Source organism: Cupriavidus sp. USMAHM13 (assembly GCF_001854285.1).
GTDB lineage: Bacteria > Pseudomonadota > Gammaproteobacteria > Burkholderiales > Burkholderiaceae > Cupriavidus > Cupriavidus malaysiensis.
The window spans coordinates 3,778,567-3,801,977 of record NZ_CP017751.1 but is presented as its reverse complement, the minus strand read 5'-3'; the positions used below and the strand labels follow the sequence as shown (position 1 = coordinate 3,801,977).

The 23,411-nt window shown below is 66.7% G+C and carries 24 protein-coding genes; 10 read left to right on the top strand and 14 right to left on the bottom strand.

Translation table 11 applies throughout. The annotated features are described in order from the left end of the window. From BKK81_RS16795 to BKK81_RS16785, 3 genes are all read right to left on the bottom strand, one after another. Entirely contained in the window at positions 1-675 is a 675-nt protein-coding gene (locus BKK81_RS16795; RefSeq protein WP_071015261.1) for an HAD family hydrolase, read from the bottom strand. A 90-nt stretch (positions 676-765) separates the two neighbouring features. Further along, complete coding sequence (gene hda / locus BKK81_RS16790; protein ID WP_071015258.1) at positions 766-1,473, bottom strand: DnaA regulatory inactivator Hda; 708 nt, start codon at positions 1,471-1,473, stop codon at positions 766-768. A 30-nt stretch (positions 1,474-1,503) separates the two neighbouring features. Next, positions 1,504-2,574, bottom strand: a complete 1,071-nt coding sequence (locus BKK81_RS16785; RefSeq protein ID WP_071015256.1) for an AI-2E family transporter — start codon at positions 2,572-2,574, stop codon at positions 1,504-1,506. A 189-nt stretch (positions 2,575-2,763) separates the two neighbouring features. Between BKK81_RS16785 and purM the strand changes: the two genes are divergently transcribed. Further along, complete coding sequence (purM, locus tag BKK81_RS16780) at positions 2,764-3,816, top strand: phosphoribosylformylglycinamidine cyclo-ligase (protein WP_071015253.1); 1,053 nt, start codon at positions 2,764-2,766, stop codon at positions 3,814-3,816. 105 nt (positions 3,817-3,921) lie between these two features. Here purM and BKK81_RS16775 read toward each other — a convergent pair whose 3' ends face one another. From BKK81_RS16775 to mutL, 3 genes are all read right to left on the bottom strand, one after another. Then, the gene (locus BKK81_RS16775; protein WP_071015250.1) at positions 3,922-4,443 is read right to left on the bottom strand and encodes a GNAT family N-acetyltransferase; all 522 of its coding nucleotides are present in this window, start codon (positions 4,441-4,443) and stop codon (positions 3,922-3,924) included. Between the two features lie 87 nt (positions 4,444-4,530). After that, on the bottom strand, positions 4,531-5,481 hold the full coding sequence (miaA, locus tag BKK81_RS16770) for a tRNA (adenosine(37)-N6)-dimethylallyltransferase MiaA (protein ID WP_071015248.1): 951 nt from the start codon (positions 5,479-5,481) through the stop codon (positions 4,531-4,533). Next, positions 5,481-7,526, bottom strand: a complete 2,046-nt coding sequence (gene mutL, locus BKK81_RS16765) for a DNA mismatch repair endonuclease MutL (protein WP_071015246.1) — start codon at positions 7,524-7,526, stop codon at positions 5,481-5,483. Before mutL ends, miaA begins: the two co-directional genes overlap by 1 nt. 138 nt (positions 7,527-7,664) lie before the next feature. On the opposite strand from mutL, the gene BKK81_RS16760 reads away from it, so the two are divergent. Beyond that, positions 7,665-8,318 (top strand): VTT domain-containing protein, encoded by a 654-nt coding sequence (locus BKK81_RS16760; protein ID WP_071015243.1) that lies wholly within the window; start codon positions 7,665-7,667, stop codon positions 8,316-8,318. Positions 8,319-8,409: 91 nt separating this feature from the next. On the opposite strand, the gene BKK81_RS16755 is transcribed toward BKK81_RS16760, so the two are convergent. After that, positions 8,410-9,258, bottom strand: coding sequence for a SirB1 family protein (locus BKK81_RS16755; RefSeq protein WP_071015240.1), 849 nt, complete (start codon positions 9,256-9,258; stop codon positions 8,410-8,412). An 82-nt stretch (positions 9,259-9,340) separates the two neighbouring features. After that, positions 9,341-10,891: a murein biosynthesis integral membrane protein MurJ gene (gene murJ, locus BKK81_RS16750; RefSeq protein WP_071015237.1), complete on the bottom strand. Its 1,551-nt coding sequence runs from the start codon at positions 10,889-10,891 to the stop codon at positions 9,341-9,343. Positions 10,892-11,262: 371 nt separating this feature from the next. On the opposite strand from murJ, the gene rpsT reads away from it, so the two are divergent. Beyond that, a complete protein-coding gene (gene rpsT, locus BKK81_RS16745) occupies positions 11,263-11,529 on the top strand; it encodes a 30S ribosomal protein S20 (RefSeq protein ID WP_071015234.1) in 267 nt (88 codons plus the stop codon). Positions 11,530-11,779: 250 nt separating this feature from the next. On the opposite strand, the gene BKK81_RS16740 is transcribed toward rpsT, so the two are convergent. Beyond that, positions 11,780-12,079, bottom strand: a complete 300-nt coding sequence (locus BKK81_RS16740) for a DUF3579 domain-containing protein (protein ID WP_071015232.1) — start codon at positions 12,077-12,079, stop codon at positions 11,780-11,782. 396 nt (positions 12,080-12,475) lie between these two features. Between BKK81_RS16740 and argF the strand changes: the two genes are divergently transcribed. The 3 genes from argF to BKK81_RS16725 all read left to right on the top strand — a co-directional run bounded on the left by argF (position 12,476) and on the right by BKK81_RS16725 (position 14,992). Next, the gene (argF, locus tag BKK81_RS16735) at positions 12,476-13,399 is read left to right on the top strand and encodes an ornithine carbamoyltransferase (protein ID WP_071015229.1); all 924 of its coding nucleotides are present in this window, start codon (positions 12,476-12,478) and stop codon (positions 13,397-13,399) included. A gap of 179 nt (positions 13,400-13,578) precedes the next feature. Beyond that, complete coding sequence (gene ppnP / locus BKK81_RS16730; protein WP_071015226.1) at positions 13,579-13,890, top strand: pyrimidine/purine nucleoside phosphorylase; 312 nt, start codon at positions 13,579-13,581, stop codon at positions 13,888-13,890. Between the two features lie 61 nt (positions 13,891-13,951). After that, complete coding sequence (locus BKK81_RS16725; protein WP_071015224.1) at positions 13,952-14,992, top strand: patatin-like phospholipase family protein; 1,041 nt, start codon at positions 13,952-13,954, stop codon at positions 14,990-14,992. A 25-nt stretch (positions 14,993-15,017) separates the two neighbouring features. Here BKK81_RS16725 and murB read toward each other — a convergent pair whose 3' ends face one another. After that, positions 15,018-16,028, bottom strand: coding sequence for a UDP-N-acetylmuramate dehydrogenase (gene murB, locus BKK81_RS16720; protein WP_071015221.1), 1,011 nt, complete (start codon positions 16,026-16,028; stop codon positions 15,018-15,020). A 126-nt stretch (positions 16,029-16,154) separates the two neighbouring features. On the opposite strand from murB, the gene BKK81_RS16715 reads away from it, so the two are divergent. Further along, positions 16,155-16,640, top strand: a complete 486-nt coding sequence (locus BKK81_RS16715) for a YajQ family cyclic di-GMP-binding protein (protein WP_071015218.1) — start codon at positions 16,155-16,157, stop codon at positions 16,638-16,640. Positions 16,641-16,663: 23 nt separating this feature from the next. Here BKK81_RS16715 and BKK81_RS16710 read toward each other — a convergent pair whose 3' ends face one another. The 3 genes from BKK81_RS16710 to BKK81_RS16700 form a co-directional block, all read right to left on the bottom strand. Then, positions 16,664-17,134, bottom strand: coding sequence for a DUF192 domain-containing protein (locus BKK81_RS16710; protein ID WP_083384141.1), 471 nt, complete (start codon positions 17,132-17,134; stop codon positions 16,664-16,666). Between the two features lie 176 nt (positions 17,135-17,310). Continuing rightward, a complete protein-coding gene (locus BKK81_RS16705) occupies positions 17,311-17,532 on the bottom strand; it encodes a hypothetical protein (RefSeq protein WP_071015215.1) in 222 nt (73 codons plus the stop codon). Between the two features lie 125 nt (positions 17,533-17,657). Beyond that, positions 17,658-18,284, bottom strand: a complete 627-nt coding sequence (locus BKK81_RS16700) for a pseudouridine synthase (protein ID WP_071015213.1) — start codon at positions 18,282-18,284, stop codon at positions 17,658-17,660. A 258-nt stretch (positions 18,285-18,542) separates the two neighbouring features. Here BKK81_RS16700 and icd point away from each other — a divergent pair, with 258 nt between their 5' ends. Further along, complete coding sequence (gene icd, locus BKK81_RS16695; protein ID WP_071015211.1) at positions 18,543-19,793, top strand: NADP-dependent isocitrate dehydrogenase; 1,251 nt, start codon at positions 18,543-18,545, stop codon at positions 19,791-19,793. A gap of 253 nt (positions 19,794-20,046) precedes the next feature. Here icd and BKK81_RS16690 read toward each other — a convergent pair whose 3' ends face one another. Then, positions 20,047-20,253, bottom strand: coding sequence for a cold-shock protein (locus BKK81_RS16690; RefSeq protein ID WP_071015208.1), 207 nt, complete (start codon positions 20,251-20,253; stop codon positions 20,047-20,049). Between the two features lie 462 nt (positions 20,254-20,715). Between BKK81_RS16690 and clpS the strand changes: the two genes are divergently transcribed. Then, positions 20,716-21,042: an ATP-dependent Clp protease adapter ClpS gene (gene clpS / locus BKK81_RS16685; RefSeq protein WP_071015205.1), complete on the top strand. Its 327-nt coding sequence runs from the start codon at positions 20,716-20,718 to the stop codon at positions 21,040-21,042. Further along, positions 21,039-23,336 (top strand): ATP-dependent Clp protease ATP-binding subunit ClpA, encoded by a 2,298-nt coding sequence (gene clpA, locus BKK81_RS16680; RefSeq protein WP_071015202.1) that lies wholly within the window; start codon positions 21,039-21,041, stop codon positions 23,334-23,336. The genes clpS and clpA overlap by 4 nt, the downstream gene beginning before the upstream one ends. Positions 23,337-23,411: the final 75 nt, after the last annotated feature.

Sequence of the window (23,411 nt, the reverse complement as noted above, 5' to 3'; positions counted from 1 at the left end):
TCAGAACAGGTCCATGATGCGCCAGCCAGCTGCGGCGGCGTGGTGGCGCAGGCGATCGTCCGGGTTGGCGGCGACCGGTTCGCTGACCTTCTCCAGCAACGGCAGGTCGTTGGCCGAGTCGCTGTAGAAAGTGGTGGCGTCGAAATTCCCCCAGTTGTGGCCCAGCGCCTCGAGCCAGTTTTCGACGCGGGTGATCTTGCCCTCGCGGAAGCTCGGCACGCCGGCCACTTCGCCGGTGAACTGCCCGTCCGGACGGCCGTCGGCGGTGGCCGGCTCGGTGGCGATCAGGTGCGGGATGCCGAAGGCGGCCGCGATGGGGGCGGTGACGAAACTGTTGGTGGCGGTGACCACGGCGCACAGGTCGCCGGCTTCCAGGTGCTTGTAGACCAGCGCACGCGCCTGCGGCGTGATGACCGGCTCGATCACCTCGTGCATGAAGCGGCTGCGCCACTCCTCCAGCCGCGCGCGCGGATTGGCCGCCAGCGGCGCCAGCGCGAAGCGCAGGAAGGCCTGGATATCCAGGGTGCCCGCCTTGTACTGCCCATAGAACTCGTCGTTCTTGCGGCGATAGGTATCCTCGTCGACGACGCCGAGGCGCACCAGGAAGCGGCCCCATTCGTGGTCGCTGTCGGTCGGAAGCAGGGTGTGGTCGAGGTCAAACAGTGCCAGATTCATGGGCGGCGATTTTACATTAAGCGGGTCGGGGCGGTCGGAAGCGGCTGGCGGCTAGGGCGGCGGTCCTGGGTCGGAGGCGGCGCAGGCCGCTCAGTCGCGGAATTCGGCGAACATCTCGCGCAGCAGCGGCAGCGTGACCGCCCGCTTGCGTTCCAGCGAGTAGGTGTCGAGGGCGTCGAGCAGAGCCATCAGGCTGGGCATGTCGCGGTAGTGGCGCGTCACCAGCCAGTGGGCGATTTCCGGCGAGAGCTGCAGCCCGCGCTCGCGTGCGGCTTGCAGCAGCGCCGCCATCTTATCCTCGTCGGAGAGCGGCGCCAGCTGGTAGACCAGGCCCCAGCCCAGCCGGGTGCGCAGGTCCTCGCGTACCGCCATCGCCCGTGGCGCGGCCGCGCCACCTACCACCAGGGCCGTGCGTGCATAGGCGCGCACCTCGTTGTACAGCGAGAACACGGCGATCTGGCGCGCCTCGTCCAGCAGCTCGACGTCGTCCACCGTGTAGAGCTGGCAGTCCGGATCGAAGATGAAGTCGGCCAGCGCATGGTGGGGGCTGAGGTAGCGGCAGCGCATGCCGGCCTGCAGGGCGGCGTCGCAGACCGCGTGCAGCAGGTGGGTGCGCCCGGAGCCGGCCTCGCCCCACAGATAGATCAGGCGGTCGCTGGCGCGCTCCTGGGCCAGGGCCGCGGGCAGGTCGCGCAGGCGTTGCACCGGCTCGCGGTTGGCTGCCACGAAGAAATTCTCGAAGGTGGACGGCGGTGGGCTGCCGAGTTCGAGCGAGAGCTGCTTGGGACGCTGGAACATGATGTATTCGTTACTTTCGTGCGGCCATGCCTACTTGCGGTAGAGATCGCTAGCCAGGTAAACGCGCCGGATCTGGCGCGCGCCGACCAGCAGCACGGCGCAGGTGGGCAGCGCCAGCAGCACGCCGAAGAAGCCGAACATCTGGCCGAAGGCGAGCAGGGCGAAGATCACCACCAACGGGTGCAGCCCGATGCGCTCGCCGACCAGGCGCGGTGTCAGGTAGAAGCTCTCGATGAACTGGCCGATGCCGTATACCACCGCCACTGCCGCCAGCCCGTACCAGTTGCCGAACTGCAGCAGGGCGGCGACCACGGCCAGCGCCAGGCCCATGCCGAAGCCGATATAGGGGATGAAGACCGCCAGGCCGGTGAAGACGCCCACCGGCACGCCGATGTCGAACCCGGCGAGGCTGAGTCCGATCGAATACAGCGCCGCCAGGATCAGCATCACCAGGATCTGGCCGCGCAGGTACTGCGACAGCAGCGCGTCGGTCTCGCTGCTCAGTTCGCGCACCTTGGGCACCCAGCGGCGCGGCACCACATTCTCGATGCGGCGCATCAGCCGGTGCCAGTCGACCAGCAGGTAGAACATGGCGATCGGCACGATGAACAGGGTGCCGGCGGCGGTGATCAGCGCCGAGCCCGACAGCTTCACGTAGGTCAGCACGGTCGAGAACATGTCCTCGGGGCTGGCGGCGAAGCGGTCCGACAGCATGCTGCGCAGCCCCGGGAAGTCGAAGCGGACGCGCACGCCGATCTCCGCCAGGCGCGGCGCCACCACGGCATTGAGCTTCTTCAGCAGTGCCGGCAGCTGGTCGCGCAACTGCGGCACCTCGCGCTGGAGCACGGCCACCAGCAGCAGCGACAGCAGCACGCAGATCACCAGCAGCAGCAGGATCATCAGCACGGTGCCGAGCGCCCGGGGCAGGCGGTGGCGCTCCATCCAGTCCACGCCGGGATTCAGGATGTAGGCGAAGATGAAGGCGAACAGGAAGGGCGTCAGCACCGGCGCCAGCGCCACGATGGCCGCGAAGAAGGCGGCGGCCAGCACCACCCAGAGCAGGATGCGCTTGGCTTCTTGCGACAGCAGGGGAGCGTTCATCGGGCGGTTTGCGGTGGCGTGCGTGCCGGAAACTGGAAGCCGGGAGCCGGTATCCGTTAAAATTGCGATTCTACTGGACTCGCGGCCGTCGACCGACTCGGCGGCACGGCGCACATGCCGGTTGCCGCACATTGGTTCCCGCGCGAGCGTTGCCGCACTTCTCAATTCCTCAAAGACAAGCTGAATCTCATGAGCGCAACCCCGACCTCCGGCCAGGCCGGCCTCTCCTACCGCGACGCCGGTGTTGACATCGACGCCGGCGACGCGCTGGTCGACCGCATCAAGCCGTTCGCCAAGCGCACCATGCGCGAAGGCGTGATGGCCGGCATCGGCGGGTTCGGTGCCCTGTTCGAGCTGTCGAAGAAATTCCGCGAGCCCGTGCTGGTTTCCGGCACCGACGGCGTCGGTACCAAGCTCAAGCTGGCCTTCCAGCTGCAGCGTCACGACACCGTGGGCCAGGACCTGGTCGCCATGAGCGTCAACGACATCCTGGTGCAGGGCGCGGAGCCGCTGTTCTTCCTCGACTACTTCGCCTGCGGCAAGCTCGACGTCGACACCGCCGCCACCGTGATCCAGGGCATCGCCCAGGGCTGCGAACTGGCCGGCTGCGCGCTGATCGGCGGCGAGACCGCCGAGATGCCGAGCATGTACCCGGATGGCGAATACGACCTGGCCGGCTTCGCCGTCGGCGCGGTCGAGAAGAGCGAGATCATCGACGGCAGCAAGATCGCCCCGGGCGACGTGGTGCTGGGCCTGGCCTCGTCGGGCGCGCATTCGAACGGTTACTCGCTGGTGCGCAAGATCATCGAGGTGGCCAAGCCCGACCTGAACGCCGACTTCCACGGCCAGCGGCTGCAGGACGCCATCATGGCGCCCACCCGCATCTACGTGAAGCCGCTGCTGTCGCTGATGCAGGCGCTGCCGGTCAAGGGCATGGCCCACATCACCGGCGGCGGCCTGACCGAGAACGTGCCGCGCGTGCTGGCGCAGAACCTGACCGCCGTGCTGCAGCGCGACGCCTGGACCCTGCCGCCGCTGTTCCAGTGGCTGCAGGCGCAAGGCCAGGTGGCCGATGCCGAGATGCACCGCGTCTTCAACTGCGGCATCGGCATGGTGGTGATCGTGGCCAAGGAAGACGCCGAGCGTGCCATCGCTCATCTGCAGGCCGCCGGCGAGTCGGTGTGGCAGATCGGCGAGATCCGCGAGCGCGAGGAAGGCCAGGCACAGACCGTGGTGGTCTGAGGCCGGACCGGCGGCGCGCCTTGCGCGCCGGCATGGTGCGCCGTGGGCGCGCCATCAAGAGCCCGCAAGCTTCGGCCTGCGGGCTTTTTTCTTATCCGTGACCCGTCAGATGCCCGCGGCCGGTGCGCCCAGCCTGGCCAGCGCGTCGCCGGTGACGCGGCAGATGCGCCAGTCCGGCATCACGTCGGCGCCCATCGCCCGGTAGAACTCGATGGACGGCGTGTTCCAGTCCAGCACGCTCCATTCGAAGCGGCCGCAGCCGCGTTCCAGCGCCAGCGCCGCCAGGTGCCGGAGCAGCAGCTTGCCGAGGCCGTGCCCGCGCCAGGCCGGTTCCACGAACAGGTCTTCCAGATACAGGCCGGGTTTGGCCAGGAAGGTGGAGAAGTTGTGGAAGAACAGGGCGAAGCCGACACTGCGGCTGCCCTCCGGCGTGGTGGCGTCGACCAGGATGGCCTCGGCGTGCGCCTGGGGACCGAACAGCGCCTGCTCCAGCCGGGCCGGCGTGGCCTCGACCAGATGGCTCAGCTTCTCGTACTCGGCCAGCGCCGAGATCAGGCGGAACAGGGTGCCGCAGTCGGCGGCGGTAGCCGCGCGCAGCGTGAAGGAGGTGGGACGGTCGACGGACATGGCAGGCTCGGATGCGAACAATGAGTGCCGGATTATCGCTCAAGCGTCACTTCGGCTCCGTGCCGGGGCTGGCACGGCGTGCCGGGCTCAGCGGTCCAGGCCGGCCAGCGCTGCCACCTGCTGCACATAGTCCGGCGCCAGGCAGTCCACCACCAGCCGCTCCGGGGTGCTGCGCAGCCAGGTCAGCTGGCGCTTGCAGAGCTGGCGCGTGGCGGCGATGCCACGTTCGCGCATGGTGTCCCGGTCGCTTTCGCCGTCCAGGTATTCCCAGGCCTGGCGGTAGCCGACGCAGCGGATCGACGGCAGGCCGGGATGCAGGTCGCCGCGTGCGCGCAGCCGTTCCACTTCCTCGATCAGGCCGCCGGCGAGCATGGCGTCGAAGCGGGTGGCGATGCGCGCATGCAGCACGGCGCGGTCGCCGGGCTCGAGCGCGATGACGCGGAAGCGTGCGCCGGCGCTGCCGGCGAAGGTGCGGCCTTCGGCCTGGCGGGCCAGCAGGGCCGACATCGGTTGGCCGCTGAGGCGGTGGATCTCCAGCGCGCGCTGGATGCGCTGCGCATCGTTGGGCGCCAGCCGGGCCGCGGTGACCGGGTCGACCTCGGCCAGCATGGCATGCAGCGCGGGCCAGCCGCGCGCGGCCGCCAGCGCGTCCAGTTCGGCACGCACGGCGGCATCGGCCTGGGGCAGCTCGTTCAAGCCCTGCGTCAGCGCCTTGTAGTACAGCATGGTGCCGCCGACGATCAGCGGTTCGCGGCCGCGCGCGCGGATTTCGCCGATCAGGCGCTCGGCATCGGCGACGAACTGGGCCGCCGAGTAGCTGTCGACGGGGTCGATGATGTCGATCAGGTGGTGCGGCACGGTCGCCAGTTCGGCGGCGCTGGGCTTGGCTGTGCCGATGTCCATGCCACGGTAGACCAGGGCCGAGTCCAGGCTGACGATCTCGAGCGGCGCGCGCGCGGCCAGCGCCAGCGCGGCGGCGGTCTTGCCGGACGCGGTGGGGCCGAGCAGGCAGACGACCGGGTTTGGCGCGGCGGGCATCACTGGCCGCGCAGGAAGAGCCGGTCCAGCTCGCCCACGCTCAGCTGTACCCAGGTCGGGCGGCCGTGGTTGCACTGGTCGGCGCGCTCGGTCTGCTCCATCTGGCGCAGCAGCGCATTCATTTCTTCCAGCGTCAGGCGGCGGTTGGCGCGCACCGCGCTGTGGCAGGCCAGCGTCGCCAGCAGTTCGTTCTGGCGCTCCGCCAGCACGCGCGAGCCGCCGAAGGCCTGCAGGTCGCGCAGCACGTCGCGCGCGAGCGCTTCGGTGTCGGCCTGCTTGAGCAGGGCGGGGATGGCGCGTACCGCCAGCGTGGTGGGCGAGACCGGCGCGATGTCGAAGCCCAGCAGGGCCAGCGTTTCCTGGTGCTCCTCGGCGGCACCGATCTCGACCGGGCTGGCCGGCAGCGTGACGGGGATCAGCAGCGGCTGTACCGCCAGCTCGCGCGTGGCCAGCGCGGTCTTGATCTGCTCGTAGAGAATGCGCTCGTGCGCCGCATGCATGTCGACCAGCACCAGTCCGCGTGCGTTCTGTGCCAGCACGTAGATGCCGTGCAGTTGCGCCAGTGCGAAACCGAGCGGCGGACCGTCGGCCGCCCTGGCGCCGTCCGCGCCGCCGGCAGCTTCGGCAATGCCGGTGGCCGCCGGCAGGGGCGGGCGGGCCGCCGGCGCGGGTTCGGCCGCCAGCGCGTCGAGCAGGCCCGGTGCCTCGTCGCCGCGCGCGGCCTCGGCGTCGGCCAGCCAGGCCGGCGGATTGGCCGAGGGCGTGAAAGGCGCCGTTGCGCCGCTGCCGGCCGGCCGCGCCGGCGCCATCGCCTCACGTACCATGCCCAGGTAGGCCTGGCGCGGCTGCTCGATGCCCAGCGCCGTCTGGCGCGCGGCGGCCGTGTAGTCGACCCAGGGCGTGCCGCGTGCCTGTCCCGCGCCGGCCGGCATGCCGGCGGGGCGGACGCTGCTGTCACTGCCGCCGCCTGCGTTGCCCGGGCGATCGAGGGCGGCCCCGCCGGCATCGCTGTGCAGGCTGTCTCCCTGCTCGCCGGCCTGGCGGGCCAGGCAGCGCTGCACCGCGTGATAGACGAACTGGTGCACGGCGCGCGATTCGCGGAAGCGCACCTCGATCTTGGAGGGGTGGACGTTGACGTCCACCATCTCCGGCGGCAGGTCCAGGCACAGCACATAGGACGGGAAGCGGTCGCCGTGCAGCACGTCCTGGTAGGCGCTGCGCACCGCGTGCGTCAGCAGCTTGTCGCGCACGAAGCGCCCGTTGACGAAGAAGAACTGCTGGTCCGGCCGGCCGCGCGAGGCGGTGGGCAGGCCGGCGAAACCATACAGGTGCAGGTCGCCGGCCTCTTCGTCGAGCGGCAGGCGCGCCCGCGCGAAGTCGCCGCCCAGCACCTGGGCGGTGCGGGTGGCGACGTCGCCGGCATTCCAATGCTCCATCGGCTTGCCATTGTGATGGACCGAGATCGCCACGTCCGGCCGCGCCAGGGCGACACGGCGCACCATCTCCAGGCAATGGCCGAGTTCGGTCTGTTCCGATTTGAGGAACTTTCTGCGTGCTGGCGTGTTGAAGTAGAGGTGCTGCACATCGATGGTGGTACCGACCCCGCCGGAGGCGGGTTGCAGCGCGCCGTTCTCGGCGTTCAACTGGGTGGCATGCGGATCGGCGGCGGTGCGGCTGGTCAGTGTCAGGTGGGACACCGAAGCGATCGAGGCCAGCGCCTCGCCGCGGAAGCCGAGCGTCAGCACGGCCTCCAGCTCGTCGAGCGAGGCGATCTTGCTGGTCGCGTGGCGCATCAGTGCCACCGGCAGCTCGGCTGCCGGAATGCCGCAGCCGTTGTCGGTGATAACGATGCGGCGCACGCCGCCTTCCTCCAGCCGGATGGCCAGTTGTCCCGCGCCCGCGTCGAGGGCGTTTTCGAGCAGTTCCTTGACGACCGAGGCCGGCCGTTCAACCACCTCGCCGGCGGCGATCTGGCTGATCAACTGGTCGGGCAAGGGGCGGATCGGGCGCGCGGGTTGCGCGGGGCGGGAAGCGGTGGCGGGCATGGGCGGATTATACGTGTGGCGCATCGGACCAAGCGGGTGGCCTGCGACGTGGGAATGGCCGGCGGCTCTTGTATGATGTGGGGCTGATTACAGAATCTTCAGAATCAATAGAGAACGGGGAACGAATTGGATATCGCATTGCAGTTCATCGACATACTGCTGCACGTCGACAAATACCTGGGCACCGTGATCCAGCAGTACGGGTCCTGGGTCTACGCCCTGCTGTTCCTGATCGTCTTCGCCGAGACGGGCCTGGTGGTGGTGCCCTTCCTGCCGGGCGACTCGCTGCTGTTCATCGCCGGCGCCTTCTGCGCCACCGGCGCCATGAACGAATGGGTGCTGATCGGGCTGCTGCTGACTGCGGCCATCGGCGGCAACACCGTCAATTACCTGATCGGCAGCTGGATCGGACCCAAGGTGTTCGACCTGCACTGGCGCTTCCTCGACCAGAAGGCACTGCGCCGCACCCATGATTTCTACGAACGCCACGGCGGCAAGACGCTGGTGATGGCGCGCTTCGTCCCCATCGTGCGCACCTTCGCGCCCTTCGTGGCCGGTGTGTCGCAGATGAGCTTCGGCCGTTTCCAGATGTTCAACGTGATCGGCGCCGTAGGCTGGGTGGCCGGCCTGGTCTTTGCCGGCTACTTCTTCGGCAACCTGCCTTTCATCAAGCAGTACCTGAACCTGATCGTGCTGGCCGGCATCGGCGCTGCCGTGGTGCCCCTGCTGCTGGGTGGCCTGTGGAAGCTGGTGCGCGGCGGGCGCGGCAATCCCACGCGGGCGCAGCGCTGAAACGCTCGGCCTGCCCCGGTCAAGCCGACGGGCCGCGTGAGCGGCCCGTTTGTTTTTGGCTTGGTCAGTGCCTGGGGGGCAGGTCAGGAATTCAGCTCAAGCTCCGGCTCATCAGCCGCAGTGCCGGCATGCGGTCGCGGATCTGCGTGCTGTCGGCGGCATCGGGCCGCGCTGCCACGTAGGCCTCGAGGTCGGCCAGTGCCGGCCGGAAGCATTCCAGGTTGGCGTAGGCCAGGCCGCGGTCGCGCACTTCCTCGATCGAGCCGGGCAGCAGGATCACCAGCCGGTTCTGCACCGCCAGCAGGCGCTGCCAGCGCGACTCCTGCAGATAGATGGACTTCAGGTTGCGCAGCATGCGCGCGATGATCTCGCGGTGGCTGGCCGTCTGCAGGAACAAGCCCAGTGGCACCTCGCCGCTGCCGCGGATGCCCTCCTGCTCGAGGTAGGGATCGAGCATCTCCTGCAGTTGTTCCTTCGACAGGGTTTCACCGGTGAGCGGATCCAGCACCACCTCACCGGCGGGGATCGACATCCGGACCAGGAAGTGGTTGGGGAAGGACACCCCCTTGAGTGGCAGTCCGATCTGCTGTCCCAGCTCCATGTACAGCACCGCGAGCGAGATCGGGATGCCGCGCCGTTGCCGGATGACGGCGTTCAGGTAGGAGTTGTCCGGGTTGTAGTAGTCGTTGGCATTGGCCGCGAAGCCAAGGTCGCGATAGAAGAAATGGTTGAGCAGGCGCAGGCGCTGGATGGCGGGCGTGCCCTCGGCGATCCGGCGCTTGAGCCGCAGGGCCATCAGGTCCAGCGCGGCGAGTTCGCCCTGCAGGTCGAGGTCGGGGTAGGCGTCCTGGGCAAGGGAGAGCGCCGTCTCTGTCAGCGGGATGCCGCCATCGTCGGCCACGAGGCTGGCGAAGTAATCCAGGACTTTCGTGGTGGTCATATCGGGTTCCTGAAGCGGCGCAGGGCGCCGCGTCCTGGCTGGCGCGCCGGATACGTTCCGCCGTGGCCTTCGGCGCGGCGGATCAGCCGGCCTTGCGCTTGAAGGCAGTGAATCTCAGCCCCATGAGCCACAGTGTACCGAAGTAGACGACCGCCGCAAGTACCAGGCACGATGCCAGCAGGGCCACGCGCAGCAGCGGCGTGCTGCCCAGGGCGACCCAGTCGAAGCTGCGCGCGAACCACAGCAGCAGCCCGGACAGCAGCGTGACCGCAGCCAGCAGTTGCGCGAGGAACAATGTCCACCCCGGTGCCGGTTCGTAGAGGCCGCGCCGGCGCAGGCCGATGAACAGCATCAGGGCGTTGAGGGTGGCGCCCAGGCTGATCGACAGCGCCAGGCCGGCGTGGCCGAAGCGGGGCACGAAGGCGAGGTTGGCGAGTTGGGTGATGACCAGCACGGCCACCGCGATCTTGACCGGGGTGCGGATGTCCTGCCGCGCATAGAAGCCCGGGGCCAGGATCTTGATCAGGATGAGGCCGAGCAGGCCGGTGCCGTAGGCCACCAGCGCCTGCCGCGTCATTTCCACCGCGTGGCCGTTGAACTTGCCGTAGTTGAACAGCACGGCCGTCAGCGGCGTGCCGAACACGAACAGCCCGACCGCGCAGGGCAGGGCCAGCAGAAAGGTCAGCCGCAGTCCCCAGTCGAGCAGGCCGGAATACTCGTGATGGTTGGCTTCGGCGCTGGCCTTCGACAGGCTGGGCAGCAGGATGGTCCCCAGCGCCACGCCCAGCAGCGCCGTGGGGAATTCCATCAGGCGGTCGGCGTAGGTCAGGTAGGAGACGCTGCCTGCGGCCAGCCGCGAAGCGATATTGGTATTGATGATCAGGCTGATCTGGGCCACCGAGACGGCCATCAGCGCCGGCACCATCTGCTTCAGGATGCGCCGCACCCCGGCGTCGGCCCAGGCGGCGCGGACATTGACGCCGATGCGCGGCATCACGCCCATCCGGCGCAGCGCGGGGATCTGGATGATGAGCTGCAGGATGCCGCCCACCAGCACGCCCCAGGCCTGGGCGTAGATCGGTTCACGCATGTGCGGGCCGACAAAGAGCGCGGCGAAGATCAGGCACAGGTTGAGCAGCACCGGGGTGAAGGCCGGCACGGCGAAGCGTCGCCAGGTGTTGAGGATGCCCGAAGCAAGCGCGACCAGGGAAATCAGGCCGATATAGGGGAACATCACCCGCGTCATGAAGACAGCCGCGGTATAGGTCTCGCTCTGCCCGCGGAAGCCGGTCGCCACCACGGTCATCACCACCGGGGCGCCGATCACGCCCAGCAGCGAGACTCCCATCAGGACCCAGGTCATCACTGTGCCGACGGCATCGATCAGGCGCCGGGTGTCGGCCTCGCCGCGCTTGCTGTGGTACTCGCCCAGGATGGGCACGAAGGCTTGCGAGAACGCGCCCTCGCCGAAGATGCGGCGCAGCAGGTTGGGGATGCGGAAGGCCACGTTGAAGGCATCGGTCATGTCCGAGGCCCCGAAGGCGCGTGCGATGAGGATCTCGCGCACCAGGCCCGTGATGCGCGAGAGCATGGTCAGGCTGCTGATGGTGGCGAGCGCTTTGAGCAGGTTCAAGATGGAGGCTGGAGCGAGCAAAGCGCCGGCGCTGGCCGTGCGGCCGCGGCGTCGGTGCGGAATCGGATGGACTTGCACCGGCGGGCCGCCGGGCCAGGAATCAGACGACGCGGGCGCGGGGAAGTTGCAGCGGGACCACGCGGGCCGAAGTGGCGCCTATTATACGGATCGGGCAGGCGGCGGACCGTCCCGTCGTTGGGCGGGATTCCTTCTTGCGTTTACGGCTGCTCTGTGTGTATAATCGCCGATTCACAAGGACAGTTGCGTTCCGGATTCGGTTATCTGTGCTTTACCGTGTATCCCGGGCCGCTAGATGTGCATTTTTGGCTGTGTCCCCGGGGCACGCATCTGAATTCAGGAAAACTAAGTAAATGGCAAATTCCGCACAAGCCCGCAAGCGCGCGCGCCAAGCCGTCGCCCAGAACGCCCACAACTCCAGCCTGCGCTCGCGTCTGCGTACCGCCGTGAAGGCTGTTCGCAAGGCGATCGCCACTGGCGACAAGGCTGCTGCTGCCGAGATCTTCAAGAACTCGCAGGCCGTGATCGACAGCATCGCCGACAAGAAGATCGTGCACAAGAACAAGGCTGCACGCCACAAGTCGCGCCTGTCGGCAGCCATCAAGTCGATGGCTGCCTGATTCCGGCAAGCTTGCGCGCGGCTCCGGTCGCGCGGTCGCGGCGATCCGCCAGGGTCGTCGTCCAGCAAAAAGCCCGTCCATGTGACGGGTTTTTTGTTTTCCTGGCCTCCGCTTTCAGTTGCCGGACTGCCGGACGATTGCGTGCCTGCGTGCTGTGTCTTGTTTGTCTTGTGCGCAGTGTTTCGTCGCGGCCTGGAGGGTCGGTGCCGGGCCGCGAGGCGGGGAAGGGGGGGGCGGAGATGGGGTGGGCTCAGCCGAGCGAGCAGGCCTCGACCAGCTGCAGGTTGTTGTCGCGGGCGAAATTCAGCACGAAATCCAGCGCCTTGGGCTCGATCTCCTTGAGGCGGACGTCCACGACCACGCTTTTGACGCCGCCGGCAATCACCGGGCGGACATAGGGTGAATAGGTCAGGCGGGGGTCGCCGGTGTCGCCTTCGGGGCGGAACTGCGCCATCACGCCGCACAGCCGTTCTGCCCAGTCGCTCGGGCGGAAGGTCTTGCCTTCCTTGGTGATGCCTTGGATGAAATATTCGCGAACGTTGGGGGTCATGAGACGACTGCGGCTGGAGGGTGACTCGGCGTAAGACCCGCGAGCACGGGCGCCGGGTTTGACGCGGCCGGCGAGCGTTGGTTCGCTTCCAGCCGGTCGGTCTGCGGGGCGTCGGTGCTTGCAGGGGCACTTTTGATGCCTGTGGCGGGCGGGGGCATGGGGTTGCCGCGCCCCGCGTGAATCAGCGGGTATTATATCTTATATAAGACCTGCGCATAAGGCTGCGGCGGTGCCGGGGTGCCGGATCGGGGTCCCTCCGGGCTCGCCAAAGGGTAAATAATCCCTTATGATTCTTGCAGTTAAATTGCGCAAGCGACGCGAAAGGCGGCTCCGCGACGCGCCTCGCCACCCGGCATCGGTGGCAGCGTGTCATCACCGAGCCGCCTTCTTTGTTTTATGAGCTCAACCCCGATCAAGCATTACCTCCAGTTCAGCGACCTGTCTCCCGAGGAGTACGAGTACCTGCTGGACCGCGCGCGGATCCTCAAGGCGAAGTTCAAGAACTACGAGACATGGCACCCGTTGCACGACCGCACGCTGGCCATGATCTTCGAAAAGAATTCGACGCGCACGCGGCTGTCCTTCGAGGCCGGCATCCACCAGCTCGGCGGCCATGCCGTGTTCCTCAACACGCGCGATTCGCAGCTGGGCCGGGGCGAGCCGATCGAGGATGCGGCACAGGTGATCTCCCGCATGGTGGACATCATCATGATCCGCACCTTCGGCCAGGACATCATCGAACGCTTTGCGGCGCATTCGCGCGTGCCGGTCATCAACGGCCTGACCAACGAATACCATCCCTGCCAGGTGCTGGCCGACGTCTTCACCTATATCGAGAAGCGCGGCAGCATCCAGGGCAAGACGGTGGCCTGGATCGGCGACGCCAACAACATGGCCTATACCTGGATCCAGGCGGCCGAGCGGCTGGACTTCCAGTTCCACTTCTCCGCGCCTCCGGGCTACCAGCTCGATCCGGCCATGGTGCCCGCCACCGCGGCCGCCCACCTCAAGGTGTTCGACGACCCGCTGGCGGCCTGCCAGGGCGCGGACCTGGTCACCACCGACGTGTGGACCAGCATGGGCTTCGAGGCCGAGAACGAGACCCGCAAGCGTGCCTTCCAGCAGTGGATGGTGACCACCGCGATGATGGACCGCGCCAATGCCGACGCCCTGTTCATGCACTGCCTGCCGGCCCATCGCGGCGAGGAGGTCGAGGCAGCGGTGATCGACGGACCCAAGAGCGTGGTCTGGGAAGAGGCGGAGAACCGCCTGCACGTGCAGAAGGCGTTGATGGAATACCTGCTCTGCGGCCGCTATTGAAGGCGCAAGGAGGCCGGCGGCGCGGCACGCGCGGCTGGTTGCGGGGCGAGTCGATGAAGTCGATGAAGTGAATGGGGAGGGGCCGCGCGGCCCCTCTTTTCACACGGTGGGCCAGGATTCGAAAACCCGGCCGGCAACCGGCAGGCGCCGGCCACCGGCCAGCAGCAAGGAGTGATTGCATGACCCAGTTCGACAACGTGTCCGTCGTCAAGAAGGCGAATCTCTATTTCGACGGCAAGTGCGTCAGCCATACGGTGCTGTTCCCGGACGGCACCCGCAAGACGCTCGGCGTGATCTTTCCCGCCAAGCTGAACTTCGGTACCGCCGCGCCGGAGATCATGGAGATCAATGGCGGCAGCTGCCGCATCCGCCTGGCCGGATCGGACGCATGGCAGACCTACGGCGCCGGCCAGCGGTTCAGCGTGCCCGGCAACAGCAACTTCGACATCGAAGTACTGGAAACGCTGGACTACGTCTGCCACTACGGCTGAGCACGCCGGGCCGGCAGCGCCTGCCGCGCCGCCGGCCGCCTGGCAAGCGGGAGGGAGTGCCATGTCGCGCGATCCTAAGATGATCAACCTCGCCCTGCAGGGCGGCGGCGCCCACGGTGCCTTCGGCTGGGGCGTGCTTGACGCCCTGCTGGAAGACGGCAGGCTGGACTTCGACGGCATCAGCGGCACCAGCGCCGGCTCGATGAACGCCGTGCTGTTGGTGGATGGCATGGCTGAAGGCGGGCGCGAGCGCGCCCGCGAGAAATTGCATGAATTCTGGTACGGCGTTTCCCGCACGGGCTCGCCGTTCTCCACCTTCGGCCAGCAGACGGCCGACTGGCTGGCGGGCAACCACCATGGCGGCTGGCCGCTGCAGGAATGGACGAAGATGTGGGCCGGCTGGTGGAATGCCTCGGCCCAGGGCGGCAAGTACAACCCGCTGCGCGACCTGCTCGCTGCCCAGGTCGATTTCGAGCGCGTGCGCTGCTGCGCCGGCACCAAGCTGTTCGTGGCGGCCACCGACGTCAACAGCGGCAACGTGCGCATCTTCCAGAAGCAGGACATCACGCTGGACGCGCTGCTGGCCTCGGCTTGCCTGCCCTACCTGTACCCGGCCGTCGAGATCGAGGGCCGCCACTACTGGGATGGCGGCTACATGGGCAATCCGGCCCTGTTCCCGCTGTTCTACCAGACCGACACGCGCGACATCCTGATCGTCCATATCAATCCGATCCGTCGCCCCGGTGTCCCCACGCAGCCGCAGGAGGTGATGGAGCGGCTCAACGAGATCACCTTCAACGCCTCGCTGCTGCGCGAGTTCCGCGCCATCGCCTTCGTGCAGAAGCTGCTCGACGAAGACTGGCTGAGACCGGAATACCGCGATCGCCTCAAGTACCTGCTGATGCATTCCATCCGCGCCGATGACGCGCTGGCCGATCTGTCCTCCTCGACCAAGCTGGTCACGCACTGGAATTTCCTCGTCATGCTGAAGGAGCGCGGCCGCACGGCGGCGCAGGCCTGGCTGGCCAACCACTTCAAGGATGTCGGCAAGCGCGGCTCGGTGGACATCCGCCGCGAGTTTCTCTCCGACGACCCTCTTTGACGCAGGTCTGGCTCCGTGGCCCGGCCTACAGGACGACGGGCTCGGGCTCGATGCGCACGCCGAAGCGCGCCTGCACCGCGTCGGCGATGCGGGTGGACAGCGCCAGCAGCTGTGCGCCGTTGCCGCCGCCATGATGCACGAGGACCAGCGCCTGCTTCTCGTAGACACCGACCGCGCCGTCGCGCACCCCCTTGAAACCGCATTGGTCGATCAGCCAGCCGGCCGCCAGCTTGATGCGGCCGTCGGCCTGCGTGTAGTGCGCCATTCCGGGATGGACGGCGAGCAGTGCCGCGCCTTGCGCGGCACTGACCACCGGATTCTTGAAGAAGCTGCCCGCATTGCCGATGCGCGCCGGGTCGGGCAGCTTGCGGGAGCGGATGGCTACCACGGCGTCGAGGATGGCGGCAGCGCCGGGGGCCGGTTCGTCGTGCAGCTCGCGCGCCAGCTCGGCATAGCCGAGCACCGCCTGCCACGGCCGCGGCAGGCGCAGCGTGACCGCCGTGATGATGTAGCGATCCTTGCCTGCCTGCTTGAACAGGCTGTCGCGGTAGCCGAAGGCGCATTGCGCCGCATCGAGTTCGACGAAGGTGCCGCTGGCGCGGTCGTAGGCGCGCAGCGAGGCGAAGCGCTCGCGCAACTCGACGCCGTAGGCCCCGATGTTCTGGATGGGAGCGGCGCCCGCCGTGCCAGGGATCAGCGCCAGGTTTTCCAGTCCCGGCATGCCCTCGGTCACGGTGCGGCACACCAGCGCGTGCCAGTTCTCGCCGGCGCCGGCCGTGACCAGCCATGCCGTTTCGGAGGCGCGGGCCGAAAATCCCGGGATTTCCATCAGCAGTACCAGCGCCTGCAGGTCGGCGGTCAGCACCACATTGCTGCCGCCGCCGAGCACCAGTACCGGCAACCCCGCCACGCGCGGGTCGGCGAGCGCCGCCACCAGGTCGTCTTCACTGCGCACATGTGCCGCGAAGCGCGCGCGGACGTCGAATCCGAATGTATTGTGGCGGCGCAGGGGATAAAATTCGTGGAGATCTGCCATGCGGGATCTGATGAGGCGGCCGCCGAATGACGAGGGCCGGCCTGGACTGCGGAGTTGGCAGGATTATACGGAAGCGCTGGCGCCAGGCGCGGCGCTTCCGGGGCAATTGCTTATCAGGAGAAAGAAATGCCGTCGTTTGACGTAGTGTGCGAAGCCAATATGGTCGAAGTGAAGAATGCCGTCGAGCAGGCCAACAAGGAGATCTCGACGCGCTTCGACTTCAAGGGATCCGACGCCCGCGTCGAGCAGAAGGAAGGTGAGCTGACCGCTTTCGCCGACGACGATTTCAAGCTGGGCCAGGTCAAGGACGTGCTGATCAACAAGATGGCCAAGCGCAACGTGGACGTGCGCTTCCTCGACTACGGCAAGGTTGAAAAGATCAGCGGCGACAAGGTCAAGCAGGTCGTCACCATCAAGAAGGGAGTGACGGGCGACCTGGCCAAGAAGATCGTGCGCATGATCAAGGACAGCAAGATCAAGGTCCAGGCCAGCATCCAGGGTGACGCCGTGCGCGTGTCGGGCACCAAGCGCGACGACCTGCAGAGCGTCATCGCCTTGCTGCGCAAGGACGTTTCCGAGGCGCCGCTCGACTTCAACAACTTCCGCGACTGAGCGGCGGCGCCCGTCCGGGCGCCTCAGCGCATCTGCGGCGCCCTCGGCAGGCCGCCGATGCGCGCGCCGGCCTTGATTCCCTTCTGCTTGAACCAGCCCTGGTTCATCTCCAGCGCGTAGCGCACCGCCGCACGCGGACAGTGGTTGTCCTCGGTCTGCGGCGCCATGTCCTCGATATTGACGATGGTGCCGTCATCGGCCAGGAAGGCGATCGACAGCGGCAGGTCGGTGTTCTTCATCCAGAAGCAGTTGCCGGCCTTCTGCTCGAAGACGAACAGCATGCCGTGGCTCGCCGGCATGGTCTTGCGGTACATCAAGCCGATCTCGCGCGACTCCGGTGTGGCAGCCACTTCGGTCTGGATCGCGTACATGCCGGCGGTCAGCTGGATCTCCGGCAGGCCGGTCTGCGCCTGCGCGGCTGCGCCTTGTGCGAAGGCGAGCGTGGTGGCGGTCAAGGCGGCAAGTTGAAGCAGGATCTTGGACGCGGGAGACATGGCGTAGGCGTGGGGTCAGCGTTACTGCGTTAGGGGAAGGGAAAGGCCAGGCGCAAGGATAACCCGGACGCAGGCTTGCGTGCCGCGCGGCACGCGCATGAAAAAAGGCAGGCCGTCCGAGGGACTGCCTGCCTTTGCACGCACCGCCGAGGCGGTGCGAAGCGACTTCCGAAGTCTTACTTCGAAGCGCCTTCTGCCGGAGCGGAGGCGGGAGCGGCTTCTGCCTTCGAAGCGGCCTTCTTGGCGTGCTTCTTCTTGCTGTGCTTCTTCTTGGCGGGCTTCGCTTCAGCCTTGGCAGCGGGCGCTGCAGCGTCAGCAGCAGCCGGAGCCGAAGCTTGGGCGAATGCACCGGTGGCGAACAGGCCGGAAACCAGAGCAGCAGCGATCAGTTTGTTCATTGCGATTCCCTCGAAATTTGAACGCATTCGGAAGTGATGACGCGTAATTGGACGTGTCACGATCAACAACGGGGCCACCACGCGATCGGTTGACGCGAGAGAGACAGGAATCTTTCCGGCATTTGTTAGCGTTTGTAACCCTTGCGCCTCACCACCGGCGCGCGAGCCTGCCGCCCGGGGCTGGCGGGGCCGGACAGGCCGAGCAGAGCCGGTGTGATTTCCCGCCATTCGCCAGGCATCAGCCCGAGCGTGAACAGGTCGAGGCCACCGATCGCCGTGCGTACCAAGCGCAGCGTCGGGTGTCCGACGGCTGCGGTCATCCGTCGCACCTGGCGGTTCTTGCCTTCGCGGATACGCAGTTCTACCCAGGTGGTGGGGATGGCGGCGCGGTAGCGGATGGGCGGATCGCGCGGCCACAGGGTGTCTGGCGTATCCACCAGGCGCGCCTGCGCCGGCAGCGTGCGGAAGTCGCCGAGGTCGAGGCCTGCGCGCAGTGCTTGCAGGGCGGCCTCGTCGGGCACGCCTTCCACTTGCGCCAGATAGGTCTTGACGAGCTTGTGCTGCGGGTCGGCGATGCGGGCCTGCAAGGCACCGTCGTCGGTCAGCAGCAGCAGGCCTTCGCTGTCGGCGTCGAGCCGGCCGGCCGGGTAGACGCCGGGCACGGCCACGCATTCGGCCAGCGTCGGCCGCGTCGGGTGCGGCGAGAACTGGCTCATGGTGTTGTACGGCTTGTTGAGGGCGAGCAAGGTCATGGGGCCGAAGTATGCCCGAGGCTCGATGCACGCGGACACTGTCGGCGGGCCATGGCGGCTGCCGGGAAATTGCTGCATAATTTAAATATAGTCTTATGTCTTATATAAGACTTTCGGCGCGATCACCGATCGGGGCACGGCGATGTGGCGGATGCAAGACACGTTCGCCCGCTACAATCTCCTGCTGTGTCCCTATCTCGCTGTCCGCTCACGCAAGCGACGGCGGCCGTTACAACCCCGTTCCGCACTGGAGACGTCATGTATCAACACATCAAAGTTCCGGCTGGCGAAAAGATCACGGTCAACCAGGACTTTTCGCTGAACGTACCGGACAATCCCATCATTCCCTTCATCGAGGGGGATGGCACGGGCTTCGACATCACGCCGGTGATGCTCAAGGTGGTGGACGCCGCGGTAGCCAAGGCCTACGGCGGCCAGCGCAAGATTTCCTGGATGGAGATCTACGCAGGCGAGAAGTCCACCAAGGTCTACGGTCCCGATGTGTGGCTGCCCGACGAAACCCTCGATGTCCTGAAGGAATACGTGGTGTCGATCAAGGGGCCGCTGACCACCCCGGTCGGCGGCGGCATCCGCTCGCTGAACGTGGCGCTGCGCCAGCAGCTCGATCTCTATGTCTGCCTGCGCCCGGTGCGCTATTTCAAGGGAGTGCCGTCGCCGGTGCGCGAGCCCGAGAAGACCGACATGGTGATCTTCCGCGAGAACTCGGAGGATATTTATGCCGGCATCGAATGGGAAGCCGGGAGCGAGCAGGCGCGCAAGGTGATCGCCTTCCTGCAGAACGAGATGGGGGTCAGGAAGATCCGTTTCCCCGATACTTCCGGCATCGGCATCAAGCCGGTCTCGAAGCAGGGCACGCAGCGCCTGGTGCGCAAGGCGATCCAGTACGCCATCGACAACGACAAGCCGTCGGTGACGCTGGTGCACAAGGGCAACATCATGAAGTACACCGAGGGTGCCTTCCGCGACTGGGGCTATGAACTGGCCCAGCAGGAGTTCGGCGCCCAGCTGGTCGACGGCGGCCCGTGGTGCAAGTTCAAGAACCCGAAGACCGGCCGCGACGTCGTCATCAAGGACGCCATCGCCGATGCCTTCCTGCAGCAGATCCTGCTGCGTCCGGCCGAGTACTCGGTGATCGCGACGCTGAACCTGAACGGCGACTATATCTCCGACGCGCTGGCGGCCCAGGTGGGCGGCATCGGCATCGCTCCGGGTGCCAACCTGTCGGACTCGGTGGCCATGTTCGAGGCCACGCACGGTACCGCGCCGAAGTATGCCGGCAAGGACTACGTGAACCCGGGCTCGGAGATCCTGTCGGCCGAAATGATGCTGCGTCACATGGGCTGGACCGAAGCCGCCGACCTGATCATCCGCTCGATGGAGAAGTCCATCCTGTCGAAGCGCGTCACCTACGACTTCGCCCGGCTGCTGGAAGGAGCGACGCAGGTGTCGTGCTCGGGCTTCGGCCAGGTGATGATCGACAATATGTGAGGGGGACAGGGCTGGCCGCAGTACCGCTGCGGCCCCTGCCGGGCCAGATCCGGCAAATAAAAAAGCCGGCCGCTCGGGCCGGGCTTTCTTGTCGGATGCGGCAGCGTACCGCCGATGTTCGCTGGGAGGTCGGGGCTGCCAGCCGCGTATCGCGGTGCGGGCCTGCCTGTCGCCTCCCGGCGTTTCCCGTTCCGGGGGTACCGCATTTCCTTGGGCCGTCTCGCGCTCTGTCGGGCGGGTACGGCCGGCGCCCTCAGGACGCGTCCTGGATGTTGGTGGCCTGCTTGCCCTTGGGGCCTTGCACGATCTCGAAGGAGACGCGCTGGCCTTCCTTCAGGGTCTTGAAGCCATTCATCTGGATCGCCGAGAAATGCGCAAACAGCTCTTCTTCACCATCGTCGGGCTTGATGAACCCGAAACCCTTGGCGTCGTTGAACCATTTGACGATACCGCTTGCCATAAACTCCCCCAACAAAGAAACAGATATCAAGCGGGGAAGCCTGTTGAGCGGCCGCACGGCGCCCGCACGCCCGCTCCGGCCAAGGCAGCGGCCCGGGACGGGCGCGGCCGGTGGCGACGGCTCGGACCTTGCGTGAAGCGTGACGGTCGTTCCCGAGGGATCGGGGTCGATGGGCCTCCCTGCCCACCAAGCTCCCCGTCCGGATGGATCGTTTGGCTCGTTGAACCAGACAAGGATGCACTTTTGATTCTTCGGTCAAAGTTTCGCACTGTCAAGCTGGCAGAATCCCCACTCCTGAGCGGGTGTGGCAGGAATGGAACGGCGTCGCGCCTGCGCGGCGGCCCCGGGGCGTGCCGGTCGCGGCAGGCGGTGTGTGGCCGGCTGCCTTTTGTCCGGGCGGCCCTTGAATCCCGGTGCTTCTCCCCAAATTGCAGAGTTGTGAGTAAGGGTTAGAATAAAGCCATGGCTACGAGGCTGGCGAATGTCCCACAACGCGGAGCGGACACTGTACTGGAGCGGAAAGAGCAGGCGCTCAAACCGCCCGCCATGTACAAGGTGGTGCTTCTGAACGACGACTACACTCCGATGGAGTTTGTCGTCATGATCCTGCAACAATATTTCAGCAGGGACCGAGAAACGGCGACGCAGATCATGCTCACGGTGCATCGGGAAGGGAAAGGCGTCTGCGGTATCTATACCAGGGATATCGCGGCGACGAAGGTCGAGCTGGTGTCAACCCACGCGCGGCAGGCGGGCCACCCCCTGCAGTGTGTGATGGAGGAAGCATGATTGCGCAAGAATTGGAAGTCAGCCTGCATATGGCGTTTGTCGAGGCCAGGCAGGCACGCCACGAGTTCATCACCGTGGAGCATCTGCTGCTGGCGTTGCTTGACAACCCCACCGCAGCCGAAGTCTTGCGCGCCTGCGCGGCCAATATCGAGGATCTGCGCACCAGTCTGAAGAACTTCATCGCCGACAACACGCCGGTAGTGCCAGGCACCGACGAGGTCGACACCCAGCCGACGCTGGGCTTCCAGCGCGTGATCCAGCGCGCCATCATGCATGTGCAGTCGACCTCGAACGGCAAGAAGGAGGTCACCGGCGCCAACGTGCTGGTAGCCATCTTCGGCGAGAAGGACTCCCATGCCGTCTACTACCTGCAGCAGCAGGGCGTGACCCGGCTGGACGTCGTCAATTTCATCAGCCACGGCATCCGCAAGGACCAGGCCGAGCCCGCCAAGCAGGGCGAGGGCAATGCCGAGGGCGAGGGCGGCGACGGCAAGGAAAGCCCGCTGGAGCAGTACACGCAGAACCTGAACGCGCTGGCCAAGGCCGGCAAGATCGACCCGCTGATCGGCCGCGAGGCCGAGGTCGAGCGCGTCGTCCAGGTGCTGTGCCGCCGACGCAAGAACAATCCGCTGCTGGTCGGCGAGGCCGGCGTCGGCAAGACCGCCATCGCCGAGGGCCTGGCCTGGCGCATCACCAAGAACGAGGTGCCCGACATCCTCGAGCGCGCGGTCGTCTACTCGCTGGACATGGGCGCGCTGCTCGCCGGGACCAAGTACCGCGGCGATTTCGAGCAACGCCTGAAGGGGGTGCTGAAGTCGCTGAAAGACAATCCGAATGCGATCCTCTTCATCGACGAGATCCATACGCTGATCGGTGCCGGCGCCGCTTCGGGCGGCACGCTGGATGCCAGCAACCTGCTGAAGCCGGCGCTGTCCTCGGGCCAGCTCAAGTGCATCGGCGCGACCACCTTCACCGAATACCGCGGCATCTTCGAGAAGGACGCGGCGCTGTCGCGGCGCTTCCAGAAGATCGATGTGGTCGAGCCTTCGATCGACCAGACCGTGCAGATCCTGCGCGGCCTCAAGTCACGCTTCGAGGAGCACCACGGTGTCAAGTACGCGGCAGCGGCGCTGACCGCGGCGGCCGAACTGTCGGCGCGCTTCATCACCGACCGCCACCTGCCTGACAAGGCGATCGATGTGATCGACGAAGCAGGCGCCGCCCAGCGCATCCTGCCCAAGTCCAAGCAGAAGAAGACCATCGGCAAGAGCGAGATCGAGGATATCGTCTCGCGCATCGCCCGCATCCCGCCGCAGAGCGTCAACCAGGACGATCGCAGCAAGCTGCAGACCCTGGACCGCGACCTGAAGTCGGTGGTGTTCGGGCAGGATCCGGCCATCGAGGCGCTCGCTTCGGCGATCAAGATGTCGCGCGCCGGGCTCGGCAAGACCGACAAGCCGATCGGCTCCTTCCTGTTCTCCGGCCCGACCGGCGTGGGCAAGACCGAGGTGGCCAAGCAGCTTGCCTTCATCATGGGCATCGAGCTGATCCGCTTCGACATGTCGGAGTACATGGAGCGCCACGCGGTCAGCCGCCTGATCGGCGCGCCTCCGGGCTACGTCGGCTTCGACCAGGGTGGCCTGCTGACCGAGGCCGTCACCAAGAAGCCGCACTGCGTGCTGCTGCTGGATGAGATCGAGAAGGCGCATCCGGACATCTTCAACATCCTGCTGCAGGTGATGGACCATGGCTCGCTGACGGACAACAACGGCCGTCGCGCGGACTTCCGCAACGTGATCATCATCATGACCACCAATGCGGGCGCCGAGACCATGAACCGCGCCACCATCGGTTTCACCAACACGCGCGAGCGCGGTGACGAGATGGCAGATATCAAGCGCATGTTCACGCCGGAGTTCCGCAACCGCCTGGATGCCACCATCAGCTTCCGTGCGCTGGACGAGGAGATCATCCTGCGCGTCGTGGACAAGTTCCTGATGCAGCTCGAGGAGCAGCTCCACGAGAAGAAGGTGGACGCCGCCTTCAGCGACAGGCTGCGCAAGTTCCTGGCCAGGAAGGGCTTCGACCCCCTGATGGGCGCGCGCCCGATGCAGCGCCTGATCCAGGACATGATCCGCAAGGCGCTGGCCGACGAATTACTGTTCGGCAAGCTGGTGAGCGGCGGCAAGGTGATGGTAGACCTCGACGACGAAGAACACATCAAGCTGGACTTCGCCGAGGCGGACGCCGAGCCCCCCGAGGCGCCGGAAAGCGAGCAGAAGGCCGAAGCCTGAGCTTCTTCCGGCCGGCCAGGGCACCAAAAGTGCCGCATTCAGCGCCGGTGGCCCGCAAGTCGTGGTATTCTCGGG

Coding starts and splice junctions, on each gene's coding strand:
- BKK81_RS16700 (WP_071015213.1), bottom strand. CDS start 18,284: ATGACCTTGCTCGCCCTCAACAAGCCGTACAACACCATGAGCCAGTTC.
- BKK81_RS16740 (WP_071015232.1), bottom strand. CDS start 12,079: ATGACCCCCAACGTTCGCGAATATTTCATCCAAGGCATCACCAAGGAA.
- icd (WP_071015211.1), top strand. CDS start 18,543: ATGTATCAACACATCAAAGTTCCGGCTGGCGAAAAGATCACGGTCAAC.
- BKK81_RS16710 (WP_083384141.1), bottom strand. CDS start 17,134: ATGTCTCCCGCGTCCAAGATCCTGCTTCAACTTGCCGCCTTGACCGCC.
- BKK81_RS16725 (WP_071015224.1), top strand. CDS start 13,952: ATGTCGCGCGATCCTAAGATGATCAACCTCGCCCTGCAGGGCGGCGGC.
- BKK81_RS16775 (WP_071015250.1), bottom strand. CDS start 4,443: ATGTCCGTCGACCGTCCCACCTCCTTCACGCTGCGCGCGGCTACCGCC.
- miaA (WP_071015248.1), bottom strand. CDS start 5,481: ATGCCCGCCGCGCCAAACCCGGTCGTCTGCCTGCTCGGCCCCACCGCG.
- BKK81_RS16795 (WP_071015261.1), bottom strand. CDS start 675: ATGAATCTGGCACTGTTTGACCTCGACCACACCCTGCTTCCGACCGAC.
- BKK81_RS16715 (WP_071015218.1), top strand. CDS start 16,155: ATGCCGTCGTTTGACGTAGTGTGCGAAGCCAATATGGTCGAAGTGAAG.
- BKK81_RS16690 (WP_071015208.1), bottom strand. CDS start 20,253: ATGGCAAGCGGTATCGTCAAATGGTTCAACGACGCCAAGGGTTTCGGG.
- purM (WP_071015253.1), top strand. CDS start 2,764: ATGAGCGCAACCCCGACCTCCGGCCAGGCCGGCCTCTCCTACCGCGAC.
- ppnP (WP_071015226.1), top strand. CDS start 13,579: ATGACCCAGTTCGACAACGTGTCCGTCGTCAAGAAGGCGAATCTCTAT.
- argF (WP_071015229.1), top strand. CDS start 12,476: ATGAGCTCAACCCCGATCAAGCATTACCTCCAGTTCAGCGACCTGTCT.
- hda (WP_071015258.1), bottom strand. CDS start 1,473: ATGTTCCAGCGTCCCAAGCAGCTCTCGCTCGAACTCGGCAGCCCACCG.
- BKK81_RS16785 (WP_071015256.1), bottom strand. CDS start 2,574: ATGAACGCTCCCCTGCTGTCGCAAGAAGCCAAGCGCATCCTGCTCTGG.
- murB (WP_071015221.1), bottom strand. CDS start 16,028: ATGGCAGATCTCCACGAATTTTATCCCCTGCGCCGCCACAATACATTC.
- rpsT (WP_071015234.1), top strand. CDS start 11,263: ATGGCAAATTCCGCACAAGCCCGCAAGCGCGCGCGCCAAGCCGTCGCC.
- mutL (WP_071015246.1), bottom strand. CDS start 7,526: ATGCCCGCCACCGCTTCCCGCCCCGCGCAACCCGCGCGCCCGATCCGC.
- BKK81_RS16705 (WP_071015215.1), bottom strand. CDS start 17,532: ATGAACAAACTGATCGCTGCTGCTCTGGTTTCCGGCCTGTTCGCCACC.
- BKK81_RS16755 (WP_071015240.1), bottom strand. CDS start 9,258: ATGACCACCACGAAAGTCCTGGATTACTTCGCCAGCCTCGTGGCCGAC.
- clpA (WP_071015202.1), top strand. CDS start 21,039: ATGATTGCGCAAGAATTGGAAGTCAGCCTGCATATGGCGTTTGTCGAG.
- clpS (WP_071015205.1), top strand. CDS start 20,716: ATGGCTACGAGGCTGGCGAATGTCCCACAACGCGGAGCGGACACTGTA.